General features: G+C 65.7%; 25 protein-coding genes, 3 tRNA genes and 1 pseudogene. 10 read left to right on the top strand and 19 right to left on the bottom strand.

Translation table 11 applies throughout. The features are described from left to right. Positions 1-111: 111 nt before the first annotated feature. Entirely contained in the window at positions 112-690 is a 579-nt protein-coding gene (locus tag ACTJK0_RS17285; protein WP_440746025.1) for a GlcG/HbpS family heme-binding protein, read from the bottom strand. A gap of 193 nt (positions 691-883) precedes the next feature. Here ACTJK0_RS17285 and ACTJK0_RS17280 point away from each other — a divergent pair. The 5 genes and pseudogenes from ACTJK0_RS17280 (at position 884) to ACTJK0_RS17260 (ending at position 4399) form a co-directional block, all read left to right on the top strand. After that, positions 884-2115 (top strand): annotated as a pseudogene (locus ACTJK0_RS17280) (sensor histidine kinase). Continuing rightward, on the top strand, positions 2112-2738 hold the full coding sequence (locus ACTJK0_RS17275) for a response regulator (RefSeq protein WP_440746024.1): 627 nt from the start codon (positions 2112-2114) through the stop codon (positions 2736-2738). The pseudogene ACTJK0_RS17280 and the gene ACTJK0_RS17275 overlap by 4 nt, the downstream one beginning before the upstream one ends. 131 nt (positions 2739-2869) lie before the next feature. Then, on the top strand, positions 2870-3073 hold the full coding sequence (locus ACTJK0_RS17270; RefSeq protein WP_013599688.1) for a cold-shock protein: 204 nt from the start codon (positions 2870-2872) through the stop codon (positions 3071-3073). Positions 3074-3213: 140 nt separating this feature from the next. Further along, positions 3214-3549, top strand: coding sequence for a hypothetical protein (locus ACTJK0_RS17265; protein WP_440746023.1), 336 nt, complete (start codon positions 3214-3216; stop codon positions 3547-3549). 55 nt (positions 3550-3604) lie between these two features. Beyond that, complete coding sequence (locus ACTJK0_RS17260; RefSeq protein WP_440746022.1) at positions 3605-4399, top strand: MerR family transcriptional regulator; 795 nt, start codon at positions 3605-3607, stop codon at positions 4397-4399. A gap of 34 nt (positions 4400-4433) precedes the next feature. On the opposite strand, the gene ACTJK0_RS17255 is transcribed toward ACTJK0_RS17260, so the two are convergent. The 4 genes from ACTJK0_RS17255 to ACTJK0_RS17240 form a co-directional block, all read right to left on the bottom strand. After that, a complete protein-coding gene (locus ACTJK0_RS17255; protein WP_440746032.1) occupies positions 4434-5177 on the bottom strand; it encodes a DedA family protein in 744 nt (247 codons plus the stop codon). A 115-nt stretch (positions 5178-5292) separates the two neighbouring features. Further along, the gene (locus tag ACTJK0_RS17250; RefSeq protein ID WP_110544169.1) at positions 5293-6069 is read right to left on the bottom strand and encodes an enoyl-CoA hydratase; all 777 of its coding nucleotides are present in this window, start codon (positions 6067-6069) and stop codon (positions 5293-5295) included. Continuing rightward, the gene (gene mmsB, locus ACTJK0_RS17245) at positions 6066-7091 is read right to left on the bottom strand and encodes a 3-hydroxyisobutyrate dehydrogenase (RefSeq protein ID WP_440746021.1); all 1026 of its coding nucleotides are present in this window, start codon (positions 7089-7091) and stop codon (positions 6066-6068) included. Before mmsB ends, ACTJK0_RS17250 begins: the two co-directional genes overlap by 4 nt. Beyond that, positions 7084-8232 (bottom strand): enoyl-CoA hydratase/isomerase family protein, encoded by a 1149-nt coding sequence (locus tag ACTJK0_RS17240; RefSeq protein ID WP_440746020.1) that lies wholly within the window; start codon positions 8230-8232, stop codon positions 7084-7086. The genes mmsB and ACTJK0_RS17240 overlap by 8 nt, the downstream gene beginning before the upstream one ends. Positions 8233-8391: 159 nt before the next feature. On the opposite strand from ACTJK0_RS17240, the gene ACTJK0_RS17235 reads away from it, so the two are divergent. Next, on the top strand, positions 8392-9198 hold the full coding sequence (locus tag ACTJK0_RS17235; RefSeq protein ID WP_440746019.1) for an exodeoxyribonuclease III: 807 nt from the start codon (positions 8392-8394) through the stop codon (positions 9196-9198). A gap of 34 nt (positions 9199-9232) precedes the next feature. Then, positions 9233-10123: a hypothetical protein gene (locus ACTJK0_RS17230; RefSeq protein WP_110544160.1), complete on the top strand. Its 891-nt coding sequence runs from the start codon at positions 9233-9235 to the stop codon at positions 10121-10123. Between the two features lie 45 nt (positions 10124-10168). Here the strand turns inward: ACTJK0_RS17230 and ACTJK0_RS17225 are convergent, their stop codons facing one another. The 5 genes from ACTJK0_RS17225 to ACTJK0_RS17205 all read right to left on the bottom strand — a co-directional run bounded on the left by ACTJK0_RS17225 (position 10169) and on the right by ACTJK0_RS17205 (position 14851). Further along, complete coding sequence (locus ACTJK0_RS17225; protein ID WP_440746018.1) at positions 10169-11221, bottom strand: LacI family DNA-binding transcriptional regulator; 1053 nt, start codon at positions 11219-11221, stop codon at positions 10169-10171. 154 nt (positions 11222-11375) lie between these two features. Further along, positions 11376-11624 (bottom strand): hypothetical protein, encoded by a 249-nt coding sequence (locus tag ACTJK0_RS17220; RefSeq protein WP_440746017.1) that lies wholly within the window; start codon positions 11622-11624, stop codon positions 11376-11378. Then, complete coding sequence (locus ACTJK0_RS17215; RefSeq protein ID WP_110544155.1) at positions 11621-12520, bottom strand: carbohydrate ABC transporter permease; 900 nt, start codon at positions 12518-12520, stop codon at positions 11621-11623. Before ACTJK0_RS17215 ends, ACTJK0_RS17220 begins: the two co-directional genes overlap by 4 nt. Next, positions 12517-13554, bottom strand: coding sequence for a carbohydrate ABC transporter permease (locus tag ACTJK0_RS17210; protein ID WP_110544153.1), 1038 nt, complete (start codon positions 13552-13554; stop codon positions 12517-12519). Before ACTJK0_RS17210 ends, ACTJK0_RS17215 begins: the two co-directional genes overlap by 4 nt. 7 nt (positions 13555-13561) lie before the next feature. Next, complete coding sequence (locus ACTJK0_RS17205; RefSeq protein ID WP_110544151.1) at positions 13562-14851, bottom strand: ABC transporter substrate-binding protein; 1290 nt, start codon at positions 14849-14851, stop codon at positions 13562-13564. 140 nt (positions 14852-14991) lie between these two features. On the opposite strand from ACTJK0_RS17205, the gene ACTJK0_RS17200 reads away from it, so the two are divergent. Then, the gene (locus tag ACTJK0_RS17200) at positions 14992-16788 is read left to right on the top strand and encodes a glycoside hydrolase family 13 protein (protein WP_440746016.1); all 1797 of its coding nucleotides are present in this window, start codon (positions 14992-14994) and stop codon (positions 16786-16788) included. 35 nt (positions 16789-16823) lie between these two features. Here ACTJK0_RS17200 and ACTJK0_RS17195 read toward each other — a convergent pair whose 3' ends face one another. From ACTJK0_RS17195 to ACTJK0_RS17155, 9 genes are all read right to left on the bottom strand, one after another. Then, positions 16824-17435: a hypothetical protein gene (locus ACTJK0_RS17195; RefSeq protein WP_110544147.1), complete on the bottom strand. Its 612-nt coding sequence runs from the start codon at positions 17433-17435 to the stop codon at positions 16824-16826. Next, positions 17432-18070, bottom strand: coding sequence for a hypothetical protein (locus tag ACTJK0_RS17190; RefSeq protein ID WP_440746015.1), 639 nt, complete (start codon positions 18068-18070; stop codon positions 17432-17434). Before ACTJK0_RS17190 ends, ACTJK0_RS17195 begins: the two co-directional genes overlap by 4 nt. Next, positions 18067-18447 (bottom strand): hypothetical protein, encoded by a 381-nt coding sequence (locus tag ACTJK0_RS17185; protein WP_110544144.1) that lies wholly within the window; start codon positions 18445-18447, stop codon positions 18067-18069. Before ACTJK0_RS17185 ends, ACTJK0_RS17190 begins: the two co-directional genes overlap by 4 nt. Further along, positions 18444-18635: a hypothetical protein gene (locus tag ACTJK0_RS17180; RefSeq protein WP_043451259.1), complete on the bottom strand. Its 192-nt coding sequence runs from the start codon at positions 18633-18635 to the stop codon at positions 18444-18446. The genes ACTJK0_RS17185 and ACTJK0_RS17180 overlap by 4 nt, the downstream gene beginning before the upstream one ends. Next, the gene (locus ACTJK0_RS17175) at positions 18632-19081 is read right to left on the bottom strand and encodes an Asp23/Gls24 family envelope stress response protein (RefSeq protein ID WP_110544143.1); all 450 of its coding nucleotides are present in this window, start codon (positions 19079-19081) and stop codon (positions 18632-18634) included. Before ACTJK0_RS17175 ends, ACTJK0_RS17180 begins: the two co-directional genes overlap by 4 nt. 193 nt (positions 19082-19274) lie before the next feature. Beyond that, positions 19275-20870 (bottom strand): glycoside hydrolase family 68 protein, encoded by a 1596-nt coding sequence (locus tag ACTJK0_RS17170; protein ID WP_440746014.1) that lies wholly within the window; start codon positions 20868-20870, stop codon positions 19275-19277. Positions 20871-21490: 620 nt separating this feature from the next. Beyond that, positions 21491-21566, bottom strand: a tRNA-Phe gene (locus ACTJK0_RS17165). Positions 21567-21614: 48 nt separating this feature from the next. Beyond that, positions 21615-21688, bottom strand: a tRNA-Asp gene (locus tag ACTJK0_RS17160). Positions 21689-21779: 91 nt separating this feature from the next. After that, a tRNA-Glu gene (locus ACTJK0_RS17155) sits at positions 21780-21852 on the bottom strand. Between the two features lie 164 nt (positions 21853-22016). Here ACTJK0_RS17155 and ACTJK0_RS17150 point away from each other — a divergent pair. Both ACTJK0_RS17150 and ACTJK0_RS17145 read left to right on the top strand, forming a co-directional pair. Further along, positions 22017-23033 (top strand): PHP domain-containing protein, encoded by a 1017-nt coding sequence (locus ACTJK0_RS17150; RefSeq protein ID WP_110544140.1) that lies wholly within the window; start codon positions 22017-22019, stop codon positions 23031-23033. A gap of 63 nt (positions 23034-23096) precedes the next feature. After that, complete coding sequence (locus ACTJK0_RS17145; RefSeq protein ID WP_440746013.1) at positions 23097-24047, top strand: DMT family transporter; 951 nt, start codon at positions 23097-23099, stop codon at positions 24045-24047. Positions 24048-24057: the final 10 nt, after the last annotated feature.

The following is a 24057-nucleotide window of genomic DNA, read 5'->3' as shown; positions in this document are numbered from 1 at the left end:
GGTGGGCTATCCGCTTCCTGCGGCCTGCCGGGACTGGCCTGGCATGCGGCAAGGAGCAGCCCAACGGCGGTGAGCAGTGTTGCGGTGCCGCCTCGCCTCATTCCTGTAGCCTTACTTCGCAGCGCCCGTGATGGCCTCGGCCCCTGCTGTTGCGCAGGCTTCGTCCAGGGCGCCGTCGGGGGCACCGCCGACGCCGATGCCTGCCACCGAAACGCCGTTGACTTTCAGCGGCACACCACCTGCCAGGAACAGGGTGCCCGGCAGGTCGGCAATCGACGGGCCATTGCCGTTGACACGCTTGGCCAGCTCGCTGGTGGGTGCGCCGAAGGCTGCGGCGGTGTAGGCCTTTTGCTTGGCGGCCTCAATGGTGTGTGCAGCGGCGTTGTCTCCCCGCAGCAGTGCCTGGACGGTGCCAAAGCGGTCCACGAGTGCAACGGTGACGAACGGCAGTTTGTCCGCCTGGCATTTGGCGAGCGCTGCCATAACGGCCTGGGCCGATGCTCCGGCAGTGATGCGGCTCTGCTGCACCACCGTTTCCGGTGCCGGCTGGACATCAACGGCCGGTACGGCGGCGGGTGCTTCCGCGCCGTTTGCGCGGTCAGTACCAGCGTTGGCGGCTGCGGTGGCTCCCGCGGTTGCGAGGATCGCTGCGGCTGCTGCGGCGGTAAGTGCTTTATGCGACTTCTTCATAGTGCTTCCTTCGATTGGAGTGGATTGGTGCCGCTTTCCATCCTTCAGTGCTGCTGGGCTGCGGGCATCGGGCGTCCGGACGGCATTGGCTGGCCCGAAAAGCCAGCCGTATCAGCCAAAAGGCTGAGGCATACCCGGCGCGGGAGCCCTAGCATGGAATGCACTCATTCCCGCCACCAGATCCGGATTCCGCATGCCTGCCACAGACGCCACGCCACCCTCTCCAACGGCTGCCCGTGCCGGGGGCGGCAATAGCAGCCGGCCCCTTCCGGCAGCGTCCACATTCCAAGGCCGCGCGGGCAGTATCGAGGCCGCAGTCCATCTGGGCTTCGCTGTGCTCCTGGTGGCTTCCGTGGTGCGGTACGTCATGCGGCACTCCCCGTCCGACAACGTCCTGGTGCTGGGACTCGCCGCGGCCGCCAGCCTGCTGTACGCGGTCGTGGCCCTGCTGTCGGCGCGTAACCGCCACAGCGTCACCTGGGTGGTCGCCTTGGTAGGCGTGTGGGCGGTCCTGGTGGTAGCGGCGCCAAGCTTCGCCTGGTGCTCCTTTGCCCTCTTCTTCCTGTCCAGGAGCGCGCTGCGCGGTGCTGCCTCCTACATCCTGGCGGGCGCCATCACCTTGGCTACCGCCCTTGGCCTGTTCCGGCTGGGCAACGGGACCGACGTGGCCATGCTGCTGGGCCCGCTGGCGGTGGGCGTCATGCTGACGCTCATCTATGACCGGATACAGCACGACGCCGAGGAGCAGCGCCGGCTGCACGCGGAAGTTTCCCTCGCCCAGGGACAGCTGGCGGCCAGTGAACGCCGTGCAGGCACCATTGCCGAACGGGAACGGGTGTCGCGCGAAATCCACGACACCGTCACCCAGGGGCTGGCCAGCAGCCTGCTCCTGCTCGAGGCCGCGAACCGTGAATGGCCGGGCACGGCAGCGCGGGACGGTCTTCGCCATGCCACCACCCTGCTCCGCGGGAACCTGGCGGAAACCAGGAGCCTGGTGCACGAACTGGCCTCCCCCGGGCTGGAATCAACGCCGTTGCCGGACGCCCTGCTGCTGGCCGCCCGGCAGTACGTGCCGGCAGCCACCCTGGTGGTGACGGGCGCGGCTCACCCCGTTTCCCCGGAGGTGCGGCACACCTTGCTGAGGGTGGTGCAGAGTGCGGCCTCCAACGTCGCGCTGCACGCTTCGGCGTCGGTGGCAGCACTGACTCTGGGCTACCTTCCGGACGCCGTCACCCTTGACATCTACGACGACGGCGCGGGCTTCGAACCGGCGGCGGCAGCCCCGCCGTCGACCGCCGGCGGCTACGGACTGCGGGCCATGCGGCAGCGGGTGGAGCAGCTGGGCGGCATATTCTCGGTGCACAAAGCGCTCCCGGTGAAGGGACCATCGTGGCAGCGCAACTGCCGTTGGAGGTCGGTAAATGAGCAGTATCACGGTCCTGCTGGTGGATGACCACCTGGTGGTGCGGAGCGGACTGCGCGCGTTGCTGGGAACCCAGCCCGACATGGAAGTCATAGCCGAGGCAGCATCGGGCGGGGAGGCGTTGGAGCTGGTGCGCGCACACTCCCCGGCGGTGGTGGTGATGGACCTCGCTATGGGCCCGGGCATGGACGGGATCGAAGCCATCTGGCAGATCCGGGACCTCAACCCCGGGCAGGCCATCCTGGTGTTCACCACCTACGATTCGGATGCGGACATTGTCCGTGCCGTGGATTCCGGGGCAATGGGATACCTGCTGAAGGACGCCGCGCCGGAGGAAATTTTTGCCGCCATCCGGGGCGCGGTGCAGGGCCGAAGCGTGATGAGCCCGCCAGTGGCGTCACGGTTGTTCCAGCAGCTGCGCAACCCGGACGAGGTGCTCACGCCGCGGGAGGCCGAACTGCTCAGCCTGCTCACCGAGGGCCTGAGTAACCGCGAACTCGGACGGCGGCTCTTTATCTCAGAGGCCACCGTCAAAACCCACCTGGCACACATCTACGCCAAGCTCGGAGTGGACACCCGGGCGGCCGCGATTGCCACTGCAATCCGACGCGAGGGGATGCGGTAACAGCGCTTTATGGCCAATACCCTTGCACCATGGCCCCGCGCCCCGTACGTTGGGGACTGCGGGGGACGTTCTCCGCACACTCCGGGATGATCCCCGGAGAGAGAATCAGAGTCACATGAAGGAATGCAGCCATGGCAACAGGCACAGTTAAATGGTTCAACGCCGAAAAGGGTTTTGGCTTCATTGCCCCCGATGACGGGTCCGCTGACGTTTTCGCCCACTACTCGGCAATCGCCTCCAGCGGATACCGCTCCCTGGACGAGAACCAGAAGGTCGAATTCGATGTGACCCAGGGCCCCAAGGGTCCGCAGGCAGAGAACATCCGCCCGCTCTAAGTCTTCGGCGGCCTCCGGCAACTGCCGGGACCCCATCCAGCGGCCCCTCNTGGAGGGGCCGCTGTTTTGTGCGCCGCCACTTGGGGCCGCTGATTTTATGGGTCAGCGCACCCCGGTTCTCCTTTTGGGATAATTGATCCATGACCGGACAGGACCAGGACAGGGATCCTTGGGATGAGTTTGACGCCCTCGGACCCGCGGCGCCGGACCGCGTGCCGGGCCAACCCGGCGGGGAGCCGCACGGTTTTGGCTTCCGCACCGGGGTACGCAGCGCCAAGGTGGCCGTCGGTTTTGCCGTTTACGCGCTGGCGCTGGGAACCGTCCTGGCTCTGACCGGGTGCATAGTCTTCGTCAGCCGGCAGCAGTGGCTGCTGATGGGCCTCATGCTGTTGTTCGAGGCAGTCTTTGTCTACGCGTTCACCCGACTGGTGGCCCAGGCCCGGTACCGGGGCAAGCGTGGCCGGCAGTCCCGCTGAAAGTCCTGCAGCGACCCCTTGACCTTGACGCTGCGTCAACCCTTAGTCTCGGAGCATGGAAGACACCCGCGGGGCCGGCAGGGACTGGTCCATCCAGGACGTGGCCCGGATCGCCGGCACCACCAGCCGCACCCTGCGGCACTATGACGACGTCGGCCTGCTGAAACCAAGCCGGGTGGGCAATAACGGATACCGCTACTACGACAGCTCCGCCCTCCTCCAGCTGCAGCGCATCCTTCTGCTGCGCGGGCTGGGCCTGGGTTTGGACGCCATCGCGGAGGTCTTCCAGCGCCAAGCCGATCCGGTGGAGGCGCTGACGCGCCATCTTGCATGGCTTGGCCAGGAACAGCAGCGGCTGGCGCTGCAGGCGCAGTCGGTGCAGAAAACCCTCGAAACAGTAAGGAAAGGAGGCCAGCTGATGGCAGAGGAGATGTTTGACGGCTTCGACCACACGCAGTACAAGGATGAGGTTGAAGAACGCTGGGGCAAGGACGCCTACGCAGCGTCCGACGCGTGGTGGCGCAGCAAGGACGACGCCGAAAAGCGGGAATGGAAGTCCAGGGCGGAGAACCTGGCCAGGGACTGGATTGCGGCAGCCACCGCCGGAGTTGCTCCGGACGGGTCCGAGGCCCAGGACCTGGCCCGAAGGCACGTCGACTGGCTGAAGTCCGTCCCGGGAACCCCGGCCGCCACAACGGGTGGGGACATCAAGGGATACGTCCTGGGGCTGGCGGACATGTACGTGGACGACCAGCGGTTCGCCGCAAACTACGGCGGCGCATTGGGGGCATCCTTCGTTCGCGCCGCACTACGCAGTTTCGCGGAGAAGCACCTGCGGGACGGAAGCTAGGAGCCGTCAGCGTACGCGGTTCGTTATATCTGGTTCAGCCCCGGGTGTCGGCCTGGTTGGACCGTGCCTGGTTGGACTCTGCCAGCTGTGACCGTGCCTGGTTGGACTCTTTCCCTTCGATTTCCGTCTTCCTGGCCTTGGCCCTCCTGGTCCGCCGGATGATCAGCAGGACAAGGGCAACGGCGAGCGCGGCGTAGACGGCATAGTTCAGGAACCGGGAGTACTGCTCGATCAGCTCGTACTGGGTGCCCAGGAGGTAGCCCAGACCCACCAGGGCCCCGTTCCACAGACCGCTGCCGGCAACGGTGAAAAGAGTGAACGTTGCCAGGGGCATGGCTGCCGCCCCTGCCGGGAGGGAAATCAGGCTGCGCACTCCTGGCAGGAGGCGGCCGAAAAAGATGGAGGACCTGCCGTGCCGGCGGAACCAGCCTGCCGCCTGCTCAAAGTCTTCCCTGTCCACCAGCGGCAGTTTGGAGAGCCACCGGATGGACCGTTCGAGGCCGAGGCTGGCCCCAAGCCAGTAGAGCAGCAGCGCTCCCAGATAGGCGCCCAGGGTGCTGGTGGCAAAGACAAGGAAGAGGTTCAGCGAGCCCTGCTTGGCGAGGTAGCCGGCCAGCGGGAGGATCACCTCGCTGGGGATGGGAGGAACAACGGTCTCCGCAAGGGTGAAACCGCCAACGCCCCATTCACCCAAAGTATCGATGGCCCGCGCCGCGAAACCCACGATGCCGGTGAGCCCCTCGGTGGGGCTGGCTGCACCGGCCATGATTGTCCACATACGCATGTCCCGTTTCCGCTGCCTGCCGTATCCGCCTGATGGCCCGTCACGTCTACCTTACGGGGACGCCGCACCCGGCAGCTTTCCGGGCCCGCCACCAGGCGAAGGCCGCCAGCTACCGGTGTTTGAATGCCGGCGGGCGCTTTTCAGTGAACGCAGCCATGCCTTCCTTCTGGTCATCGGTGGCAAACAGGGAATGGAACAGCCGGCGTTCGAATACCACTCCCTGGGCAAGGCCCGTCTCGAAAGCTGCATTAACGGCCTCTTTCGCTGCCATCGCCGCAGGCTTCGATTTGCCGGCGATTACCTCTGCCACCTTGAGTGCTTCGGACACCACCTCAGAAGCGGGGACGACGCGCGACACCAGGCCGCACCGGTCCGCTTCCTCCGCATCGATGAATCTGCCGGTGAGGATCATGTCCATGGCCTTCGCTTTGCCCACGGCACGGGTGAGCCGCTGCGAGCCGCCCATGCCCGGGATCACGGCAAGGTTGATTTCCGGCTGGCCGAATTTTGCATTGTCGCCGGCGATGATGATGTCGCACATCATGGCCAGTTCGCAGCCACCGCCAAGGGCAAACCCGGACACGGCCGCGATGGTGGGGATGCGCAGGCGGGTAAGGTCCTCCCAGCCGCGGAACCAGTCCGTCGTGTACATCTCCATGTACCCCTGGTCCGCCATCTCCTTGATGTCAGCTCCTGCCGCGAACGCCTTGCCGGAACCGGTAATCACCACGGCACCCACTCCGGGATCGGAATCCATGGCTGTCACGGCGGCCACCACCTCATCCATGGTGGCTTTGTTCAGGGCATTCAGTGCCGAGGGCCGGTTGAGCGTCAGCAGCCCGACCCTGCCCTGCTGCTCCACCAGGATGTTGGCGTACTCCGTCATTCGGGACTCCCGTCGTCGTGTGCTGTCATGTTCCTGCCCCCGGCACCCGGCAGCTCCCCGCCCGCCGGCGCATCCGCTGCCCCGCCCGCCGGATGGTGCCGGGAGGCGTCGCGGATGTCTGTGATGATGGCAGAGAAGTCGCGGCCGGCACCGCCCTCCGCGACGAACCTATCGTAGATGCGGGCGGCGAGCGGCCCCATCTGTCCGGCTACCCCGGTGCTGTTGAGGGCGTTGACGGCCAGGCCAAGGTCCTTGGCCATGAGCGCGGAGGTAAACCCCGGCTTGTAGTCCTTGTTGGCGGGGCTCGCCGGGACGGGTCCGGGGACCGGGCAATTGGTGGTCAGGGCCCAGCACTGGCCGGACGCGGCGGATGCGACGTCGAACAGGGCCTGGTGGGTCAGTCCCAGTTCTTCACCCAGGACAAAGGCCTCGCTGACGGCAATCATTGAAACGCCAAGGATGAGGTTGTTGCAGATTTTGGCCGCCTGCCCGGCGCCATGGCCGCCGCAGTGCACCACCCGTTTGCCCATGGCCTCCAGAATCGGGCGTACGGTTTCAAAGCCTGCGTCGTCGCCGCCTGCCATGAAGGTCAGGGTGCCTGCTTCGGCTCCCACCACGCCGCCGGAGACGGGGGCATCGACGGCCCGGTGGCCTGCTTCGGTGGCCACCCGGGCGGCTTCCCTGGCTTCGTCGACGTTGATGGTGGAGCAGTCAAGGAACATGGTTCCCTGCGGTGCCGCTGCCAGGAGCCCGGCTTCCGCCAGCAGTCCGGGACGTTCAGCGCCCCGGTAGGCGTCCAGGACGTGCCGGCCACTGGGGAACATGGTCAGGACAACGTCGGCGCCGGCCACGGCGTCAACGGCGGTTGCCGACACCGGCACCCCTTGCGCCTGCGCGGCCCGGCGGGCTGCCGGCACCACATCGAATCCGGTGACCAGGTACCCCGCCCGGACAAGGTTCAGGGCCATGGGGCCGCCCATGTGTCCCAGGCCAAGGAAGGCCACGCTCATTTTCTCAGGCATGGTCCCGCTCCTCTGCCTGCAGGTCCTCCTGTGGCTGCAGGTCCAGTTCCCCGCCTTCCAGCGGTTGGAAGAACCTTTCCACCTGGACAGGGGTAACCTCGGCCAAGGTGGCGGGTTTCCACTGCGGGTTCCTGTCCTTGTCCACCACCTGGGCGCGGATTCCTTCACGAAAATCAGGCCCGGCCAGGAAACGGATCCCCGCCCGGTACTCCTGGGCCAGGACTTCGTCCAAAGTCAGGTGGGCGGCACGCCGGAGGGCCGCGAGGGTGACCTTTACCGACGTGGGTGACTTGGCCTCGATCGTATCGGCCGCTTCCGCGGCTTCTTCCCGGCCGGGACCGGACCAGCCCCGGAGCCGGGCCACGATGTCCTCCGCTTCGTCGCTGGCGTAGCAGGCGTCGATCCACGGCCCCTGCCCGGCCAGGACCGAGGCAGTGGCCTCGGAAGCGAACCGGGCGACGGCGTCTTCCGGGCTTTCGTCTTCCAGCGCCACCGCCAGGCGGGGCAGGTCCTGGGACTGGACAAAGTGGTCGGCAAGGCCAAGGAACAAGGCGTCCCCGGCGCCCAGGTGCGTCCCCGTCAGGGCCGCATGGGTTCCCGTTTCGCCAGGCGCGCGGGACAGCAGATAGGTCCCGCCGACGTCGGGAGCGAATCCGATGGTGGTTTCCGGCATCCCCATCCGGGTCCGCTCGGTGACCACACGCAGGCTCCCGTGCGCGGAGATTCCAACCCCGCCGCCCAGGACCAGCCCGTCCATCAGGGCAACGTAGGGCTTCGGGTACCGTGCAATCAGCGAGTTCAGGCGGTACTCGATCTGCCAGAACCCGGCGGTCCCTGTCCCCGCCGCAACCCCCGTCCCGGCCCCGCCGTGCAGCATGTCCTTGTAGATGGCCACGATGTCCCCGCCGGCGCACAGCCCCCGACCGCCCGCGCCCTGCACCAGGACGGCGGCTATGCGGTCGTCTCCTGCCCAGGCACGGAGCTGCCGCAGGAGCAGGTCCACCATCCCTGACGTGAGCGCGTTCACGGACCGGGGCCGGTTAAGGGTGATCACGCCCAGCCGGCCGCGCTGCTCAAAGAGCACGTCGGCGCCTCCGCTCCCTGCATCGCTGTGGTCGGTGGTGCCAGTGGGTGCGGTCATCGGCTGGTGCTCCTTCGCATGGTGGCCGGATGAGTGAGCCAGGTCATTCTGCCTGCGAATATACCCGCCCCTTCCCGCCGCCAACCACCCACACCGGCGGCACTGGCGCGCCTTTCGGAGCTTTACCCCGCAAGCGGCTGCCAAGGTAAGTTAGGAACCGTGAAGATAGCTACCTGGAATGTGAATTCGCTCCGCGCCCGTGCCGACCGTGTTGAAGCCTGGCTCCAGCGCAGCGACTGCGACGTCCTTGCCATCCAGGAGACCAAGTGCAAGGACGACAACTTTCCGTGGGAGCTGTTCGAACGGATGGGCTACGAGGTAGCGCATTTCGGCGTGAACCAGTGGAACGGCGTCGCCATCGCATCGCGGGTGGGGCTGGAGGATGTGGAGCGGACGTTCCTGGACCAGCCCTCGTTCGGCAAGGCCGGCAAGGATCCCGTCCAGGAGGCACGGGCCATGGCCGCCACGTGCGCCGGCATCCGCGTCTGGAGCCTTTACGTCCCCAACGGGCGCTCCCTGGACGATGAACACATGCCGTACAAGCTCAAGTGGCTGGAAAGCCTCAAGACGCATGCCCAGTCCCTGGTCACGGACAATCCCCAGGCACAGGTGGCCCTGATGGGCGACTGGAACATCGCACCGTTCGACGACGATGTCTGGGATATCGACCTGTTCATCAGGAACCGGGCCACCCATGTCAGCCCGCCGGAGCGGGAGGCGTTCCACGCCTTCGAAACCGCGGGCTACACGGACGTCGTCCGCCCGTACACACCGGGCCCCGGCGTTTACACCTACTGGGACTACACGCAGCTGCGGTTCCCCAAGAAGGAAGGCATGCGGATCGACTTCGTCCTGGCCTCCCCAGCCCTGGCCGCGCGGGTCACCGGCGCCGCGATCGACCGCGAGGAACGCAAGGGCAAGGGCGCCTCGGACCACGCTCCCGTGCTGGTGGACCTGGCGGACTGATGACTGCACCCTGGACCCACGCAAGGAGACCGTGATGACGGGAAACCTCTACCGGGGCCAGGCCGGCCTGCCCTTCTCCTCCACCCTCCGGGTCTACGAACCCCTGGAAGCCTTCCCGGAGGAACAGCGCCCGGCGATCAAGGCGGCGGGAGCGCGGGCCGTGTCCCGTGCCGCCGTCGAAAACGCCGAACTACTGGCCTCACTGGGACGCATCACACGCTCCGGCGGCGATCCGTTCCCCACGGGACGAACCGACCTGGTGCGCGTCACCACCGCCCCGGAGCCTGAAGGTGGTGCGGCCGACGACGGCGCTGACGCCGCCGACGAGCCGGAGCTGCTGTATTGCCCCAGCCAGCTTGTCCTGCGGGCCGGGCTGGCTGCCAATGCCCTGATGGAGGGTATCCACGGACCCCTTGCCGAGCTGCTGATTCCGGAGGAACAGCGGGACCGGCACCAGGAGCGGATCGACCTGGTAAAGGCGCGGGACGGCTCGATCCGGGTGCACACCCGCGCGTCCACGTGGGGCATACCGTTCAGCTGGTTCTCCCTGTTCATGGAATCTGACCGCAAGGACGTGGTGGAAGCCGGGGGACGGATCCTCACGGTCCGTGTTTGGGCGCCCATCACCGATGCACTGGAAAGGGCCCGCTACGCGGTGGCCAACCTGGCGCTTGCCGCGCCGGACCTGGACATGCTTGATGACCTGGCGCAGCTGACGGAATGGCTTGAGCTGTTCCACGTGAATTCCATGGTGGAACTGGACTACGGGGCGGTGGCGGACAAGGTCTACCCGGACGAATCGCCCATGGATATCCGGCTGGGCATCGAGTGTCTGGCGGAGGGTGACATGACCGGCGCCGCGGCTGCCTACCGCCGGCTTGCCTCGCGCTGGATTCCCATCCGGCAGCTGGCCCGGGCGTCCTGACGCTGGTCGGGTCCCAAAGGTTTACCCGAGTTCAGGTAATGGCGTTCAGCTCCGTGGGGGCGCGGTGGTGCGCCGGACAATCAGTTCGTGCGCCGCCACGGCGGAGTGCACAGACCCAATGTCGCCGTCGAGTTCGTCCAGAAGCATCTTGGTGGCCAGTTCGGCCTGCTCATCCGGGCGTTGCCCCACCGTGGTCAGGCCCATGGCTTCGGCGAAGTCGTGGTTGTCAATCCCCACGACGGACAATTCACCGGGAACGTCCACGCCCATGCGGTGGGCCTCGAAGATGACGCCCATGGCCATCTCATCGGAGGCGCAGAAGATTGCCGTTGGCTTCCCGCCGGGCCGGCCCCAGAGGCGGCGGAAGGCTTCCTGGCCGCTGCGGACGGTGAAGTCGCCCCACTCGTCCCATTCCGGGCGGGTGGGCAGGCCTGCTGCCGCCATCACGTCCTTGAAGGCCAGGATACGCACCCGCGGAACGTCGAAGTTGAGGTCGGTTTCGTCGTCGCCATGCAGCAGGGCGATGTCTTTGTGGCCAAGATCGATCAGGTGCCGGACAGCGGTGGAGGCCGCCGCGTAGTCGTCGATGCCGATATAGGGGCATTCCTCCACGTGGCCGCCCACCACGACCAGGGGGATGTCGATCTTCTGCAGGTGTTCGATCTCATCGTGGCTCAGGGCCATACACAAAACCAGCAGGGCATCGATTTGCTTGTAGACCATGGTCTTGCTGAAGAGCCGCTCACGGTTGCTGCCGTGGCCGCCAAGATTGAACAGTGAAAGGTTGTAATGCCGGGCGTGCAGCTCACGGTCCGCGCCCTCGATGGCCTTGGAGAAGAACCAGCGGCTGACGAACGGTGCAAGGACCCCGATCGTTTTGGTCCGCCCCGTTGCCAGCCCGGAGGCCGAGGAAGAGGCGACATAACCCAGGTTTCCGGCGACCTCGAGGATCTTTTCCCTTGTGGCGGGCGAAACCCGGGGCAACCCACGCACGGCCCGGGAAACAGTTGCGGTTGAAACTCCGGCGGCTGCGGCCACATCCTCAATGCTGACGCCGTTATGGCCGCCTCTTTGAGACCTTTCAGTTGTGCGTGCCACCGTGTCCCCTCTTCAACTCCTTTTCGACGTAGGGCCGGCCGGCCCTGCGTTCACCCCCAAACGATGCATCTTCCCATTTAGCGGCCTGTCAGTGATAACCCAGCGCGTGCGGGTAACGGGGAAGTGCGGCGCTGCTGCCTTCGGGGCTGCCCTGCTACCTGCGGGCCGGAAGTTTCCCGCGCAGCCTCACCATGCCGTACAGCGCCACCAAGGTGGCCAGCAGGCCCAGCGCCCAGCCAAGTGCGGGCTGGGCAGTGACTTCCATCCATACGGTGACAACCAGCAGGACCAGTGCCCAAAAGGCAAGGAAGCCAATGACGATGTCAAAGTCCTCACCCGAACGGACCAGCCGGCTGCGGTTTCCCGCCCCCGGAGTCCGGGGGCGGGAACCGTGGTCCGTCACTTGACTGCACCTGCCGTGAGGCCGGCGACAATCTTGCGCTGGAAGACCAGCACCAGGATCACCAGCGGAATGGTGACGATGGTGCCTGCGGCCATGATGGCCGTGTACGGGATCTGGTTGGGCTGGGCGCCGGCGAAGTTGGCAATGGCCACCGTGACCGGCTGCGTTGCGTCGCTGGACAGCTGGCTGGCAATCAGGAACTCATTCCAGGAGGAAATGAACGCCAGGATTGCGGTGGTGAAGATGGCCGGTGCGGCCAGCGGCATGATGACCTTGCGGAAGGCCTGTCCCTGGGTGCAGCCGTCAACACGCGCTGATTCCTCCAGCTCCCATGGCATTTCCCGGAAGAACGAGGTCATGGTGTAAACGGTCAACGGGAGCACGAAGGAGATGTTCGGGATGATCAGCGCCTGGTAGGTGCCCATCCAGCCGATGTTGGTGAACAGCTGGAAGAGCGGGGTGATCAGGGCGACGCCCGGGAACATGGAAGCGCCCAGGATGAAGCCGAGCACCAGGAACTTGCCCCGGAAGTTCAGGCGGGCCAGTGCGTAGGCCGCGAACACACCGATGAGCAGGGACACCACGGTCACCACCCCGCCGATGAACACGCTGTTCAGCAGTGCCTGTCCAAACCGGTTGCCGAACGACGTGTCAAAGGCGGTCTTGAAGTTGTCCAGGGTTACGTGGGTGGGCAGGATCGACGTGTCATACGTGAAGCCGACCTCCCGGAACGCCGTAACAACCATCCAGTACGCGGGCGCCAGGCACCAGAGCAGCACGATGAGTGCACTGATGTAAGTTCTGCCCTGCGCCCACTTTTCCCGGTTCTGAGCAGCCTTGCGGCCCTTGTCCTGCCGGGCCCGCAGGGCGGAGGCGTCTGCCGTTGCCGTGGTCATTTCTTCCCCTTTCCGGTGGCGCCGCTTTGTTCAACCACGTTTGCGCCGAGGAAGCGGACGAAGATGAAGGCGACGAGGAAGATGATGATGAAGGTGATGGTGGACAGTGCGGCCGCCGAGTTGAAGCCTTGCCTGATCTGGTTGATCACCAGGATGGACAAGGTGGTGGTGTTGTTCGCACCGCCGGTGAGGATGTACGGCAGGTCAAACATGCGCAGTGCGTCCAGGGTACGGAAGAGGATTGCCACCATCAGCGCCGGCTTGACCAGCGGCAGGGTGATCAGCCGGAACCGCTGCCACGCGGTGGTTCCGTCCACCTTTGCAGCCTCATAGACTTCAGCCGGGATCATCTGCAGGCCTGCCAGGATCAGCAAAGCCATGAACGGCGTGGTCTTCCATACGTCCGCGATGACCACGGCCCACTTGGCCGGCCACTCACTGCCCGTCCACAGGATGGTGGTGTTGAACAGCTTGTTGGCGATTCCCTCGAAGGCGAAGATGAAGAACCAGAGCTTGGCGGTTACGGCTGTGGGGATGGCCCACGGCACCAGGACAGCTGCGCGGACCAGGCTGCGGCCGCGGAACTCACGGGCCATGATCATGGCCATCCAGAAGCCAAGCACAGTTTCGAACGCCACCGTGACGATGGTGAAGAAGAAGGTTGTAGCGGTGGCGGACCAGAACTGGCCGCCCAGGGTGCCGGGCGGGCAGGCGACGGTTCCGCCATCCGGCGATGAACACTGCTGCGCGAGCCAGTTCACGTAGTTCTGGATACCTGCCGGGCCGCCTGCGGTGAACAGGCCCGTGGCAGGGTCCAGGCCGGCATCCTTCTGGAAGGACATGACGATGGCGCTGATGATCGGGTAAACGATCACTGTGGCAAGGGCAATGATGGTGGGAGCGAGCAGCCAGGATGCCCAGCGCCCCTGGCTTGCAATCCTGTTGTCCTCCCCAACACCCTTGGGCGCGTGATGGACGGGGGTACCGCCCGACGCCGGTGACTTAACCGGCGTCGGGCCTAGTTCGGTTGCCATGGCAGAACTACGATCCCGCACCGGCGGATTCGATGGACTTCTGCATGTCAGAAAGTGCGGTTTCCACTGTCTTTTCTCCCTTGATAGCGGAGTATGCGTTGTCTTGGATGGCCTTGGTGACAGCCGGGTAGAAAGGCGTGACCGGGCGCGGCACGGCATTCTCGATGGACGTCTTCAGGACCGGCAGGTACGGCAGCTTGGCGACCAGTTCCTGGTCCGTGTAGAGGGCACCGAGCACTGGAGCCAGGGAACCCTGGGTTGCGTAGAACTTCTCGGACTCTTCCGAGGTCAGGAACTTCACGAAGTCCAGCGCGGTGGCCTTGTGCTTCGAGTAGACGCTGACGGCCGTGTTGTGGCCACCCAGCGAGGAAGCGCCGGGGCCACTCTTACCGGGAAGGGCAGCCATGCCGAACTTGTCCTTGACGGCCGAGGAGCCTTCAGTGCTCATCAGGCTGTAGACGTAAGGCCAGTTGCGCAGGAAGAGGAGCTTGCCGCTCTGGAAGGCCTGCCGGCTGTCCTCTTCCTTGTAGGTGATGGCTTCCTTCGGAATGTTGCCGTCGGCGTAGGCCTTCGCCAGGTTCTCGAGCCCGGCCTTGGCCTCGGCGGTGTTCAGGTTCGGCTTGCCGTCCTTGTTGAGGACGGAGCCCCCCGCTGAGTTGATGGCCTCGGAAGCGTTCACCGTGAGGCCCTCATACTTGCTGAACTGGCCGGCGTAGCAGCCAATGTTGTTCTGCTTGGCGATGGAACACATGCCCATCATCTCGTCCCAGGTCTTGGGCGGGTTGGGGACCAGATCCTTGCGGTAGAACAGGATGCCGCCGTCAGAGGTGCGCGGGGCTGCGTACAAGGTGCCCTTGTAGGTAGCGCTCTGGACCGTGGCCGGGAGCATGGCACTCGTGTCGATTGCCATCTTGTCCTTCAGCGGCTGAAGCCAGCCCTTGGCTGCGAATTCCGCGGTCCAGACAACGTCCACATCGGCAACGTCGTAGTCGGACTGCTTCGCCTGGAAGTGCTGGACCAGGTCATCGTGCTGCTGGTCGGCCTGGTCGGTCTGTTCCTTGAAGGTGACCTGCTCATCCTTGTGGGCCGCATTCCACTTCTCGATGAGGGGACGGATCACATTGTTGTTGTCCTTGCCCTGGACGAAAGTGATCGGGCCGCGGGCATCCATATTGGCATCGGCATCGCTGCCTCCGCCTCCACCCGTGGTGCCGCCTCCACCTCCGCCGCAGGCGGACAACGTAAGGGCCAGAATGCCGGCGGTTGCAGCCGGAAGCAGGAATCTCGGGGTTTTCATTAGCTTGAAGCTCCTCGCTGAGTGACAAGTAAGTCGACAGTGCGCTTGCTAGGTGAGGTTGATGTGGTGACCATCACACTAGTAAGGTTGCTGTCGGGAATGCAAGCGTTTACATCAAAAAGTTATCAGAGGGGAACCAAATGCCTGACTCGTCCGTTCCGGCACCCCGTCCAGCGGATGCGGCCTGGTGGGTTGACGCCGTCGTCTACCAGATCTATCCCCGATCCTTTGCAGACGGCAATGCCGACGGGATGGGGGACCTGCGCGGGGTGACGGACCGGCTCCCCTACCTCGAACAGCTCGGAGTGGACGCCGTTTGGCTGTCCCCGTTCTACAAGTCGCCGCAGGCCGACGGCGGGTACGACGTTGCAGACTACCGGCAGGTGGACCCCCTGTTCGGGTCCCTTGCGGACTTCGACGCGATGTTGCAGGACGCTCACCGCCGGGGTCTGAAGGTCATTGTGGACCTGGTTCCCAACCACACCTCGGACGAACACGCCTGGTTCCGGGAGGCTTTGGCGGCAGCGCCGGGCAGCCCGGAACGGGACCGCTACATCTTCCGGGACGGCAAGGACGAGGTACCCGGGTCCGGTGACGGCGGGGTGCCACCCAATAACTGGAAATCAATTTTCGGTGGCCCGGCGTGGAGCCGGATAACGGAGGCCGACGGGTCTCCCGGCCAGTGGTACCTGCACCTTTTCGACACCAAGCAGCCGGACCTGAACTGGGAGAACCCGGAAGTGCAGGAGGAGATGCGCGCCGTGCTGCGCTTCTGGCTGGACCGCGGCGCGGACGGCTTCCGGGTGGATGTTGCGCACGGCCTGGTCAAGGAGCAGGGACTGCCTGACTGGGATGGGGCGGCCGCCATGGTGGAGGGAACATCCCACCGGGCCCTGGAGAGCCTGAAGCCGGGAGATGCTCCCCACGCCCACACCGATGCCGAGGAACCGCACAGGGCCGTCTCCCCCATGTATCCGCCGTCGCCCTTCTTCGACCAGGACGGTGTCCACGCCATCTACCGGGACTGGAACCGGGTCCTGGCCGAATACGGTGGCGACCGGATGATGGTGGCCGAAGCCTGGGTGGAACCGGCCGAACGCCTGGCCCGTTACGTCCGGAAGGATGAGATGCAACAGGCCTTCAATTTCGATTTCCTGCTGGCGGGCTGGGACGCCGAACGGATGGCCGATGCCATCGATGCCTCCCTGGCGGCGGCAGAATCCGTGGGCGCGCCCTCGACCTGGGTCCTTAGCAACCACGACACCGTGCGGCACAGCACCCGGTTCGGACTCAAGGACCCCACCACTTTCCCCAAGGGCATCGGTCCCGATGATGAACAACCGGATGCAGCCCTTGGCCTGGNCGCTACCTTGGTGGCGCTGGCGCTGCCGGGATCGGCCTACCTCTACCAGGGCGAAGAGCTGGGGCTTCCGGAGCACACCACCCTTTCGGACGACGCCAGGCAGGACCCTACGTTCTTCCGGACGCATGGATCGGAGATCGGCCGGGATGGCTGCCGGGTTCCGCTGCCCTGGGTGTCGGACCGGCCCGGTTTTGGTTTCTCCGGCGCACGCTCCGCGGAGGCAGCCGCGCCGTGGCTGCCCCAGCCGGAAAGTTTTGGCCCTTTGGCCGCCGACCAGCAGGAAGGCGAAGAGGGGTCAACCCTGGAGCTCTACCAGGCCGCGTTGGCGTTCAGGTCGGCGCAGCGCCTAGGCAGCGGCACCCTGGAATGGACGGATGAACATGCCCCGGACAGCGGGTTGCTCGTGTTCCGGAACGGGAATGTGGTGGTCCTGTCCAATATGGGTTTCGCCTCCGCGCCCGTTCCCGACGGGTATGCAGTGGTACTGTCCAGCGGTCCCGAACCGGCCGCTGAATGGGCCGGAATGCGTGAGGTTCCGGTGGACTGCACGGTGTACCTCAGGGGCGGCCGGTAGCAGCAGGCTGCCCGGACTGCCGGTGCAGAGGGCGTTCAACGGACGCGCTCAGCCCGACCGAAGCGCGTCCGTGCGCCCGCTCCAATGTGCACCAGGACGGGTATCTCCCTGCCCACTACGGACTCCAGTGCTGTCAGGAGTTCGGTGACCTCGGCTGCAAGCAGGTGGGGTGCCACGCCTTGGCGCGGCAGGAGCCGGACCTTCAGCGCAGGCGAACCTTTGACGTCATAGGTGGCTATCGTGGCGCCTGCCAGATCCGGCCGGCCCTCCAGCGCATGCTTGAGTGCCTGTTCGGACACCCCTCCTCCGATCCGGATGTCGCCCGGGGTGTTGCCCGGATCGTATTCCTCGGCGAGGAGATTTGACCGGCCCTTGCCCTGCTGGGCAATCCAGGCAACCATGAACCCCATCAATGCCAGCAGTACCAGCGCCACCACAATCCACAACCAGCTTTCGGGCCGGCCCGGGAACCGTGTTGCGTCGAACATTTGGTTGATGCCGTTCCAGGCACCGCCGGACCAGGAATGCCACCAGGGTGCTGCCGGAGGTACGGTTGCCAGCACTACCAGCAGGAGGCCGGCTCCCACCAGGACCAGGCCCAGTACGGTGAGCAGAATGCGGTTGAGCAGCGCCGGAGTGCTGTTCATGCTCCGATCACCCCTGACGGCGCCACGTTAACGCGGGGAACCGGGGCCGGCTCCAGATGCATCTGGTCCAGTTCGTCGCGGACGGCTTCCAGGATGCGGTCCTGGTCAACCGGGACTCCGGAGGTGGGCCGGACGTTCACCAGCACCTGCCGCTGGGAGACGACCACCATCACTTGCTCCGGTGTGACGTTGGCGGCCAGCCGTGCCCGGCGCGCGAGCGAGGAGGCGATGACCTCGTCATCCACCACCACGGCCGGCGAACCCGGTCCACGTCCAGGAGCCAGAAGGTGGCGGGCGCGCTTGCCGGGCAGGATCCCGTTGAGCAGGAAAATCAGTCCCACCATGGCGAGCACGGCTCCGGTGGCAGCCAGCAGCAGCGGCGGAATGCCGGCCGGGAGGTCCACGATGCGCTGGGCTGCAACCTGTGGTTCGATCAGCCACGCGGGCTGCCCCAGGGCATGGACCCCGGATTCGAGGACGCCGTAGGCGGCCAGCACAAGGACCAGGACGGCGGCGGCGACCGATACGGCGGCGCGGGAGGAATGCGTCTCGCGGTAGAGGATCCTGCGCATGTCAGGGCCGCTGCTTCTTCGCGAACCGTTGCCCGTCCTGCGGTCTTCCACGCTGCTGCTCACCGCACCCGCCCTCCCGTGCTGATCCTTGCTCCGCTGATGCGGATGTCCACCCGGCTCAACCGGGAACCGCTCAGCTCCGAAACTGTTGCCAGGATGCTTTCCTTGGCCCTTACGGCCCGGTCCCGGATCGACCCGCCGGTTGCCTCGACGCGTCCGGGGTCCAGCACCACCGACTGCAAAGGCGGGATCCTGATGGGTGCGACCAGCGACAAAGCCAGCAGGCCGTCGTCGTCCGTCCAGTCAGCCCGCACATCCTCGGCGTCGACGCCAAGCGCCTCAGCGGCCGCAACCCTGGCAAGGCTCGTCAAGGCCTGGGTACTGATCCGGTTATGGCCGCTGAGCGCCTGCCCACGCACAACGGGCGCGGGCGATGTCATGAGGATGAGCGCCGGCCGGTGATGGCATCGAAGACGCCGCGCAGGTCCAGCTTTCCTTCCGCGGCGCGGCCCAGCAGGGCCCCGATGGCCATGAAGAGCAGGGAGACAAGGAAGCCCCAGAGGCCAAACTGCAGGGACATGAATGCCACGAAAGCGCCCAACGCGGTGCCCGCCACGGTGAGGCTCACAGCAGCGCCTCCCGCTCGGGACCGGACGGTGCGGTTGTCTTGACCGGCGGCGGCACGTAGACGTCGGTGATCTCCACGTTGACTTCGATAACCTGCAGCCCCACCAGTTCCTCAACCGCACGGTAGACGGCGGCGCGGACATCGTTGGCCAATGCATGGAGCGGCGTTCCGTAGCTTGCCACCAGGGTGATATCGACAGCTACCTGGGTTTCGCCCACCTCGGCGTGGACGCCGGCTGCGTGGTCGGAACTTCCGACGGCGTCCCGGATGGCACCCAGGGCACGGGACGGCCCCGAACCCAACGAGTAGACGCCGGGAACTGACCGGGCTGCGATTCCCGCCACCTTCGCCACGGCAGTTTCCGAGATCACGGTCCGGCCCGGACCCGGAGCCGGGCTTGCGGCAGGGCGGCTCGGCACTACAGGCTGTGGGTTCTGGTATTCCATCAGGCACTCCCCCTTCTGTTGTTTCCACCCTATCCCCAGCCTGGGGCCCTTGCGCCGGAATCCCAGCGGCCCGCCCACAGGCCGGGCTTAAAGGCCCAGGCGGGAACGCCCCCAAGGACATTCCCGCCTGAGCGGTGCCGCATGTGACAGGCGGGGCGGCGCGGGCCGCGTCTATTCAGGTTTGCAGGCGAGCCTACTTGTAGAGGCCTTCGCCGCCGACCCTGACGTTGGTGGGCAGGTAGCCGAACGGGCCGAGACCGTTCTGGCCGAAGCTGCGGTCCACCTGGGTCACACCATTCCTGAAGTTGATCTTGACGGTGGGCGAGAGCGATCCGCCGCGCACACCGTTGACGTTGTCGATGAAGGACTGCACGAGGCCACCGGGCTGCACATAGTGCGAGTAGGCCTGGAACTGGCGTCCGTTCTGCTGGCCGGAGATGGTACCGCTCGGGTTGTTCGCCGGCAGGTTGAGGTCGGTCGGCGAACCGAGCGCCAGGCCGCTGTTGTTCACCGGCTGGTAGTCGGAGCGGACACCGTCGCCCACGAAACCGTAGACACCGTCGGGACCGCGCATGCCGTCCGCGTAGGTGAACTGATGGCTGATTGTGTACAGGTAGTACTTGTTCTTGCCGTTCTCATTCTGGATGAAGATCTGGGGGCGCTCAGTCTGGTCGTTGACGCAGTTGGCGGACAGGATCGGCGGCAGGAAGGACCACTTGGTGAGGTCCTTGTTGTCGGCCACGGCGAGGCCCACGTTGGCGGTCTGGTACTTGGCACCTGTGTTCTGGACGTCGGTCAGGCTCTCGGCATGCGGATCGCCCGGCTGGTAGCCGAGGTCCTCGCCCTTGCACTGATAATCGCCACGGGTGCCCGCGGTGTTGCCTTCGAAGACCATGAAGGTCTTGCCCGGGTGCGCCGGATCGGCGAACGTGTACGGGTCGCGGAACGCAAAGCCCGGGTTCTGGGCCTTGGTCTGGTACATCTTTCCGTCCGGCTCCAGCAGCTTGGTGTGCTGGAAACCGTCGAAGCTGACGCCGTTCTTGTCAGCGTGGATGTTGCCCAGTGCCTTGGCGATGGCGGCGTCGGGGGCGATCCCGCCGCCGCCGGCGTTACGCTCGGCCACGTCGTGGAACGTGGTTGCCGTGTAGAACACGTTCACGTGGTCGCCCTGCATGAGGCGGGTGGAGCCGGACCATTCGGTGTTGCCGATCGAGGTGTTGTCCAGGAAGAGGTGGCCGCCGTAGTTCCACTTGTCCTTGGCCGGATCAGCGTTGGTCTTGCGGAAGAAGTAGCCGATGCGGGCGTTCCAGTGGCGTTGGTCGAAGCCGTAGCCGGCGTGGCGGTCGGCAACCAGGGAGAAGATGACGTCCCAGCCCTTGTAGCTGACCTGGTTGGCGTTTTCGTCCGTCAGGGACCACGTGTCCCAGACCCAGACGTCGTCATTCATGGCGGGGAAATCTTCGGGGATCTCCGGCATGGTCACGTCGGGACTCATCGAGTTCTGGCCGGGAGCCACTGTGGGGTCGCTCTGCGCCATGATCTGCTTGGCGTCTGCACGGGTCCACTTTGAGGTGAAGTCCGACGCCGGGTCGAACGCCTGCTGGGTGTGCTCGGTGGGGAGGGCGAAACCGGGGGTGGGGGCCGGCAGCTGCCCGACCGTGGGCGGGTCCGACGGCTCGTTGGCCTGGGCCGGGACGGCAAGGAAGGCCGAGGCCGCCACGGCGGCCGCCAGGGCTGCGGCGGCAGAACGCCACCGCAGCGTCCGGAGTGATTGGGGGTGCTTGTGCATTGGTGCTCTTCTCGCGGAGTTGTAACTGTTCGTGGAAGACGGGCGGATGCCCACAACCCCTAAACCAACCGCGGCCCGGCAACAGCGCAGGCGCCATCGGGGACGCCGTTGTGTGTCGGGGAGGAACAGGGCCTGGGTGGGGCCCCGGGGCCAAAAGGAAAGCATGCTTTCCCTTGACCGCCTCCACGCTAGACAGAGGCCGCGGGGTTCTCCAAACCCTGTTTCACGTGCGAAAACCGGCCTACTCACGGGTAAGTGCAAGCGCTTACGCAACCCAACGCGCGCGCGTGCCACAACGGTTTGGCCGAGGTCAAATGTTTCAGCGCCGGGTCAAAGTCTTGATTGCGGGGAGCGTTCATTGTCGCCGGCGTCACGCTCCTGCTGTGGTGCCCGGCACAGCGGCGGGGCTGGCGGGATGGGGCTGGTGAGCATGCCCTGCCGTGCGTCGGGCGTCAGAACCTGGTTCGCGCATCGGGACGTTCAAGGTTCGGATGCGCGAACAAGGCCTGGAGCGGACGGCAGGAGCGTGCGGCGGCGCGCCACCTGGAGTAGGCAGGGCGCAGTCGCATGGCGGGTTAAAATGAGAAAAGCACCAGTTCCGAAGAACTGATGCTTCCCAGTGGTGGCTCCGACCGGCGTCGATCCGGTGACCTTTCGATTTTCAGTCGAACGCTCTACCAACTGAGCTACAGAGCCTAGGTGACTAGTCACCATGAGAGCCGGAATTGCTTCCAACAATCAGAGCGACCCTGACGGGACTTGAACCCGCGACCTCCGCCGTGACAGGGCGGCGCGCTAACCAACTGCGCTACAGGGCCTTGCGTTTCTTGCTTTCGCAGTATCTCTACCGCTTTTTTCAAGGCTTCCAGCCTACCAGACTTTTTTAGCCTGCTTGACCAGTTCCTTGCGTACCCCCAACGGGATTCGAACCCGTGCCGCCGCCGTGAAAGGGCGGTGTCCTAGGCCGCTAGACGATGGGGGCCAGAACCCGTTCGGAACAAAATAAAAGGCGAGAAGCGAGGCTTTCCGTCTTTGTCCTTTGCGTTTCTCCGAACTGGACTCTAAAACTATAGGGCCTCTGCCGGAATTATCCAAAATCGGCGGAAATCCGCGCCATTTCCCACACCGACGCGTAAAGATGGACGGATGGATGCCGTCGCAGCACTCAACGAGATTGCTTTCTGGCTGGAGCGCGGACGCGCTGCCACCTTCAAGGTCCAGGCCTTCCGCAAGGCGGCGGCAGCCATCAGCGCGCTGCCACCCGGGGAGGTGGCCGCCCGCGCCCGGACCGGACGGCTTAAGTCCATGAAGGGCATCGGCGACCGGACCTTCGCAGTGATCCGGCAGGCAGTGGACGGCGAGGTGCCGGACTACCTTGCCGACCTTCGCGAGAAGGGCGCGCAGCCTCTTGCGTCCGGCGGGGAGGGCATCCAGGACGCGCTCCGTGGCGATCTGCACAGCCACAGCGAATGGTCCGACGGCGGATCCCCCATTGAGCTGATGGTTGCCGCCGCGGAGGTGCTGGGGAGGGAGTACCTGGCCCTGACCGACCATTCCCCCAACCTCACCATTGCGAACGGGCTCTCGCCGGAGCGGCTGCGGGACCAACTGGATGTGGTGGCAGGCATCAACAGCAACGGCGGGACAACCCGGCTCCTGACCGGGATCGAAGTGGACATCCTGGAGTCCGGCGCCCTGGACCAGGAGCCGGAACTGCTGGAGCGCCTGGACATCGTCGTGGCCAGCGTCCACTCAAAGCTCCGTGCTGACCGGGCGACCATGACCAAACGCATGCTCGGTGGCATCCAGGACCCGCAGACCAATGTGCTGGGCCACTGCACGGGACGGCTGGTGGAGGGCTCCCGCGGAACCCGCCCGGCTTCGGAGTTTGATGCCAAGGAAGTCTTTGCAGCCTGCGCCGAGAACAACGTGGCAGTGGAGATCAATTCCCGTCCCGAGCGGCAGGATCCACCCGATGCCTTGATCCAGCTTGCGCTGGAGGCCGGGTGCCTGTTTTCGATCGACAGCGACGCGCACGCGCCCGGGCAACTGGATTTCCTGCAGTACGGCGCCGAGCGGGCAGCCCGCAACCACGTACCCGCCGAGCGGATCATCACCACCTGGCCGGTGGACAAGCTGCTGGCCTGGGCCAGCCAAACCTAGGCGCGGGACCGCCGTGGCCGATTCCCGCCAGTCCCACGCCGTGGCCGGCCGTAGATTGGTCCTATGCCTTCAGCCCGACCTGCCCAGAACCCACTGAGACCGCCGGCCACAACCGCCGCCCCCGTCAAAGCCCTCGGCGTGGCAGCGATGGCGGTGACTGTGGTGTTGTGGGCTTCTGCCTTCGTCGGCATCAGGGCCATTGGCCCGCACTTCTCCCCCGGACCGCTGACCCTGGGCAGGCTGGCGGTGGCCGCCGTCGTGCTGGCGTTCCTGGTGGTGCCGCAAATGCTCCGGAGCCGGCTCCTGCCCAAGGGACGGGAATGGCTGCCCATCATCGCGTACGGGGTGATGTGGTTCGGCGGCTACAACGTAGCCCTGAACGCCGCCGAACACATCCTCGATGCCGGAACCAGCGCCCTCCTGATCAACGTCAACCCCATCCTGGTGGCCATCATGGCGGGCCTCTTCCTCAAGGAGGGCTTCCCGCGTTGGCTGCTCATCGGCAGCACGGTGGCGTTCGCCGGCGTGGCGTTGATCGCGCTCGGGTCCGGACAGCCGCGGGTTCCGGGGGAAAGTCCGACGGCGGACCTTGCCGGCGTGGCGCTGTGCCTCCTGGCGGCGGTGCTCGCCGCCGTCAGCGTCATCATCCAGAAGCCCGTGGTGCGGAAGTTTCCGGCTGCGCAGGCAACCTGGTTTGGCATCGTGGTGGGGGCGTTGTGCTGCCTGCCCTTCGCCGGGCAGTTGGCGTCAGAGGTGCAGTCAGCGCCTCCCGGGGCGACCTGGGGGCTGGTGTACCTGGGTATCTTCCCCACGGCCATCGCCTTTACCACCTGGGCCTATGCGCTTTCCCTGGTGGACGCAGGCAAGCTGGCCGCCACCACCTACCTGGTGCCCGGAACCACCGTCCTGATCTCCTGGTTGCTGCTCGGTGAAATCCCCACAGCCTGGGGACTCGTGGGTGGTTTGGTGTGCCTGGTGGGAGTCGGACTGACCCGGCGGAGGATCCGGGGCTGAGACCGCCGTG

It is taken from the genome of Paenarthrobacter sp. 22069 (genome assembly GCF_052046035.1).
In the GTDB taxonomy this organism is placed as follows: domain Bacteria; phylum Actinomycetota; class Actinomycetes; order Actinomycetales; family Micrococcaceae; genus Arthrobacter.
Note: the sequence above shows the minus strand (reverse complement) of the source record. Positions and strands in the feature narration are given on the sequence as shown.

Excerpts from the sequence above, each read along its gene's own strand:
- ACTJK0_RS17285 (WP_440746025.1), bottom strand. The coding sequence starts at position 690 with ATGAAGAAGTCGCATAAAGCACTTACCGCCGCAGCAGCCGCAGCGATC.
- ACTJK0_RS17275 (WP_440746024.1), top strand. The coding sequence starts at position 2,112 with ATGAGCAGTATCACGGTCCTGCTGGTGGATGACCACCTGGTGGTGCGG.
- ACTJK0_RS17270 (WP_013599688.1), top strand. The coding sequence starts at position 2,870 with ATGGCAACAGGCACAGTTAAATGGTTCAACGCCGAAAAGGGTTTTGGC.
- ACTJK0_RS17265 (WP_440746023.1), top strand. The coding sequence starts at position 3,214 with ATGACCGGACAGGACCAGGACAGGGATCCTTGGGATGAGTTTGACGCC.
- ACTJK0_RS17260 (WP_440746022.1), top strand. The coding sequence starts at position 3,605 with ATGGAAGACACCCGCGGGGCCGGCAGGGACTGGTCCATCCAGGACGTG.
- ACTJK0_RS17255 (WP_440746032.1), bottom strand. The coding sequence starts at position 5,177 with ATGTGGACAATCATGGCCGGTGCAGCCAGCCCCACCGAGGGGCTCACC.
- ACTJK0_RS17250 (WP_110544169.1), bottom strand. The coding sequence starts at position 6,069 with ATGACGGAGTACGCCAACATCCTGGTGGAGCAGCAGGGCAGGGTCGGG.
- mmsB (WP_440746021.1), bottom strand. The coding sequence starts at position 7,091 with ATGCCTGAGAAAATGAGCGTGGCCTTCCTTGGCCTGGGACACATGGGC.
- ACTJK0_RS17240 (WP_440746020.1), bottom strand. The coding sequence starts at position 8,232 with ATGACCGCACCCACTGGCACCACCGACCACAGCGATGCAGGGAGCGGA.
- ACTJK0_RS17230 (WP_110544160.1), top strand. The coding sequence starts at position 9,233 with ATGACGGGAAACCTCTACCGGGGCCAGGCCGGCCTGCCCTTCTCCTCC.
- ACTJK0_RS17215 (WP_110544155.1), bottom strand. The coding sequence starts at position 12,520 with ATGACCACGGCAACGGCAGACGCCTCCGCCCTGCGGGCCCGGCAGGAC.
- ACTJK0_RS17210 (WP_110544153.1), bottom strand. The coding sequence starts at position 13,554 with ATGGCAACCGAACTAGGCCCGACGCCGGTTAAGTCACCGGCGTCGGGC.
- ACTJK0_RS17205 (WP_110544151.1), bottom strand. The coding sequence starts at position 14,851 with ATGAAAACCCCGAGATTCCTGCTTCCGGCTGCAACCGCCGGCATTCTG.
- ACTJK0_RS17195 (WP_110544147.1), bottom strand. The coding sequence starts at position 17,435 with ATGAACAGCACTCCGGCGCTGCTCAACCGCATTCTGCTCACCGTACTG.
- ACTJK0_RS17185 (WP_110544144.1), bottom strand. The coding sequence starts at position 18,447 with ATGACATCGCCCGCGCCCGTTGTGCGTGGGCAGGCGCTCAGCGGCCAT.
- ACTJK0_RS17175 (WP_110544143.1), bottom strand. The coding sequence starts at position 19,081 with ATGGAATACCAGAACCCACAGCCTGTAGTGCCGAGCCGCCCTGCCGCA.
- ACTJK0_RS17170 (WP_440746014.1), bottom strand. The coding sequence starts at position 20,870 with ATGCACAAGCACCCCCAATCACTCCGGACGCTGCGGTGGCGTTCTGCC.
- ACTJK0_RS17150 (WP_110544140.1), top strand. The coding sequence starts at position 22,017 with ATGGATGCCGTCGCAGCACTCAACGAGATTGCTTTCTGGCTGGAGCGC.
- ACTJK0_RS17145 (WP_440746013.1), top strand. The coding sequence starts at position 23,097 with ATGCCTTCAGCCCGACCTGCCCAGAACCCACTGAGACCGCCGGCCACA.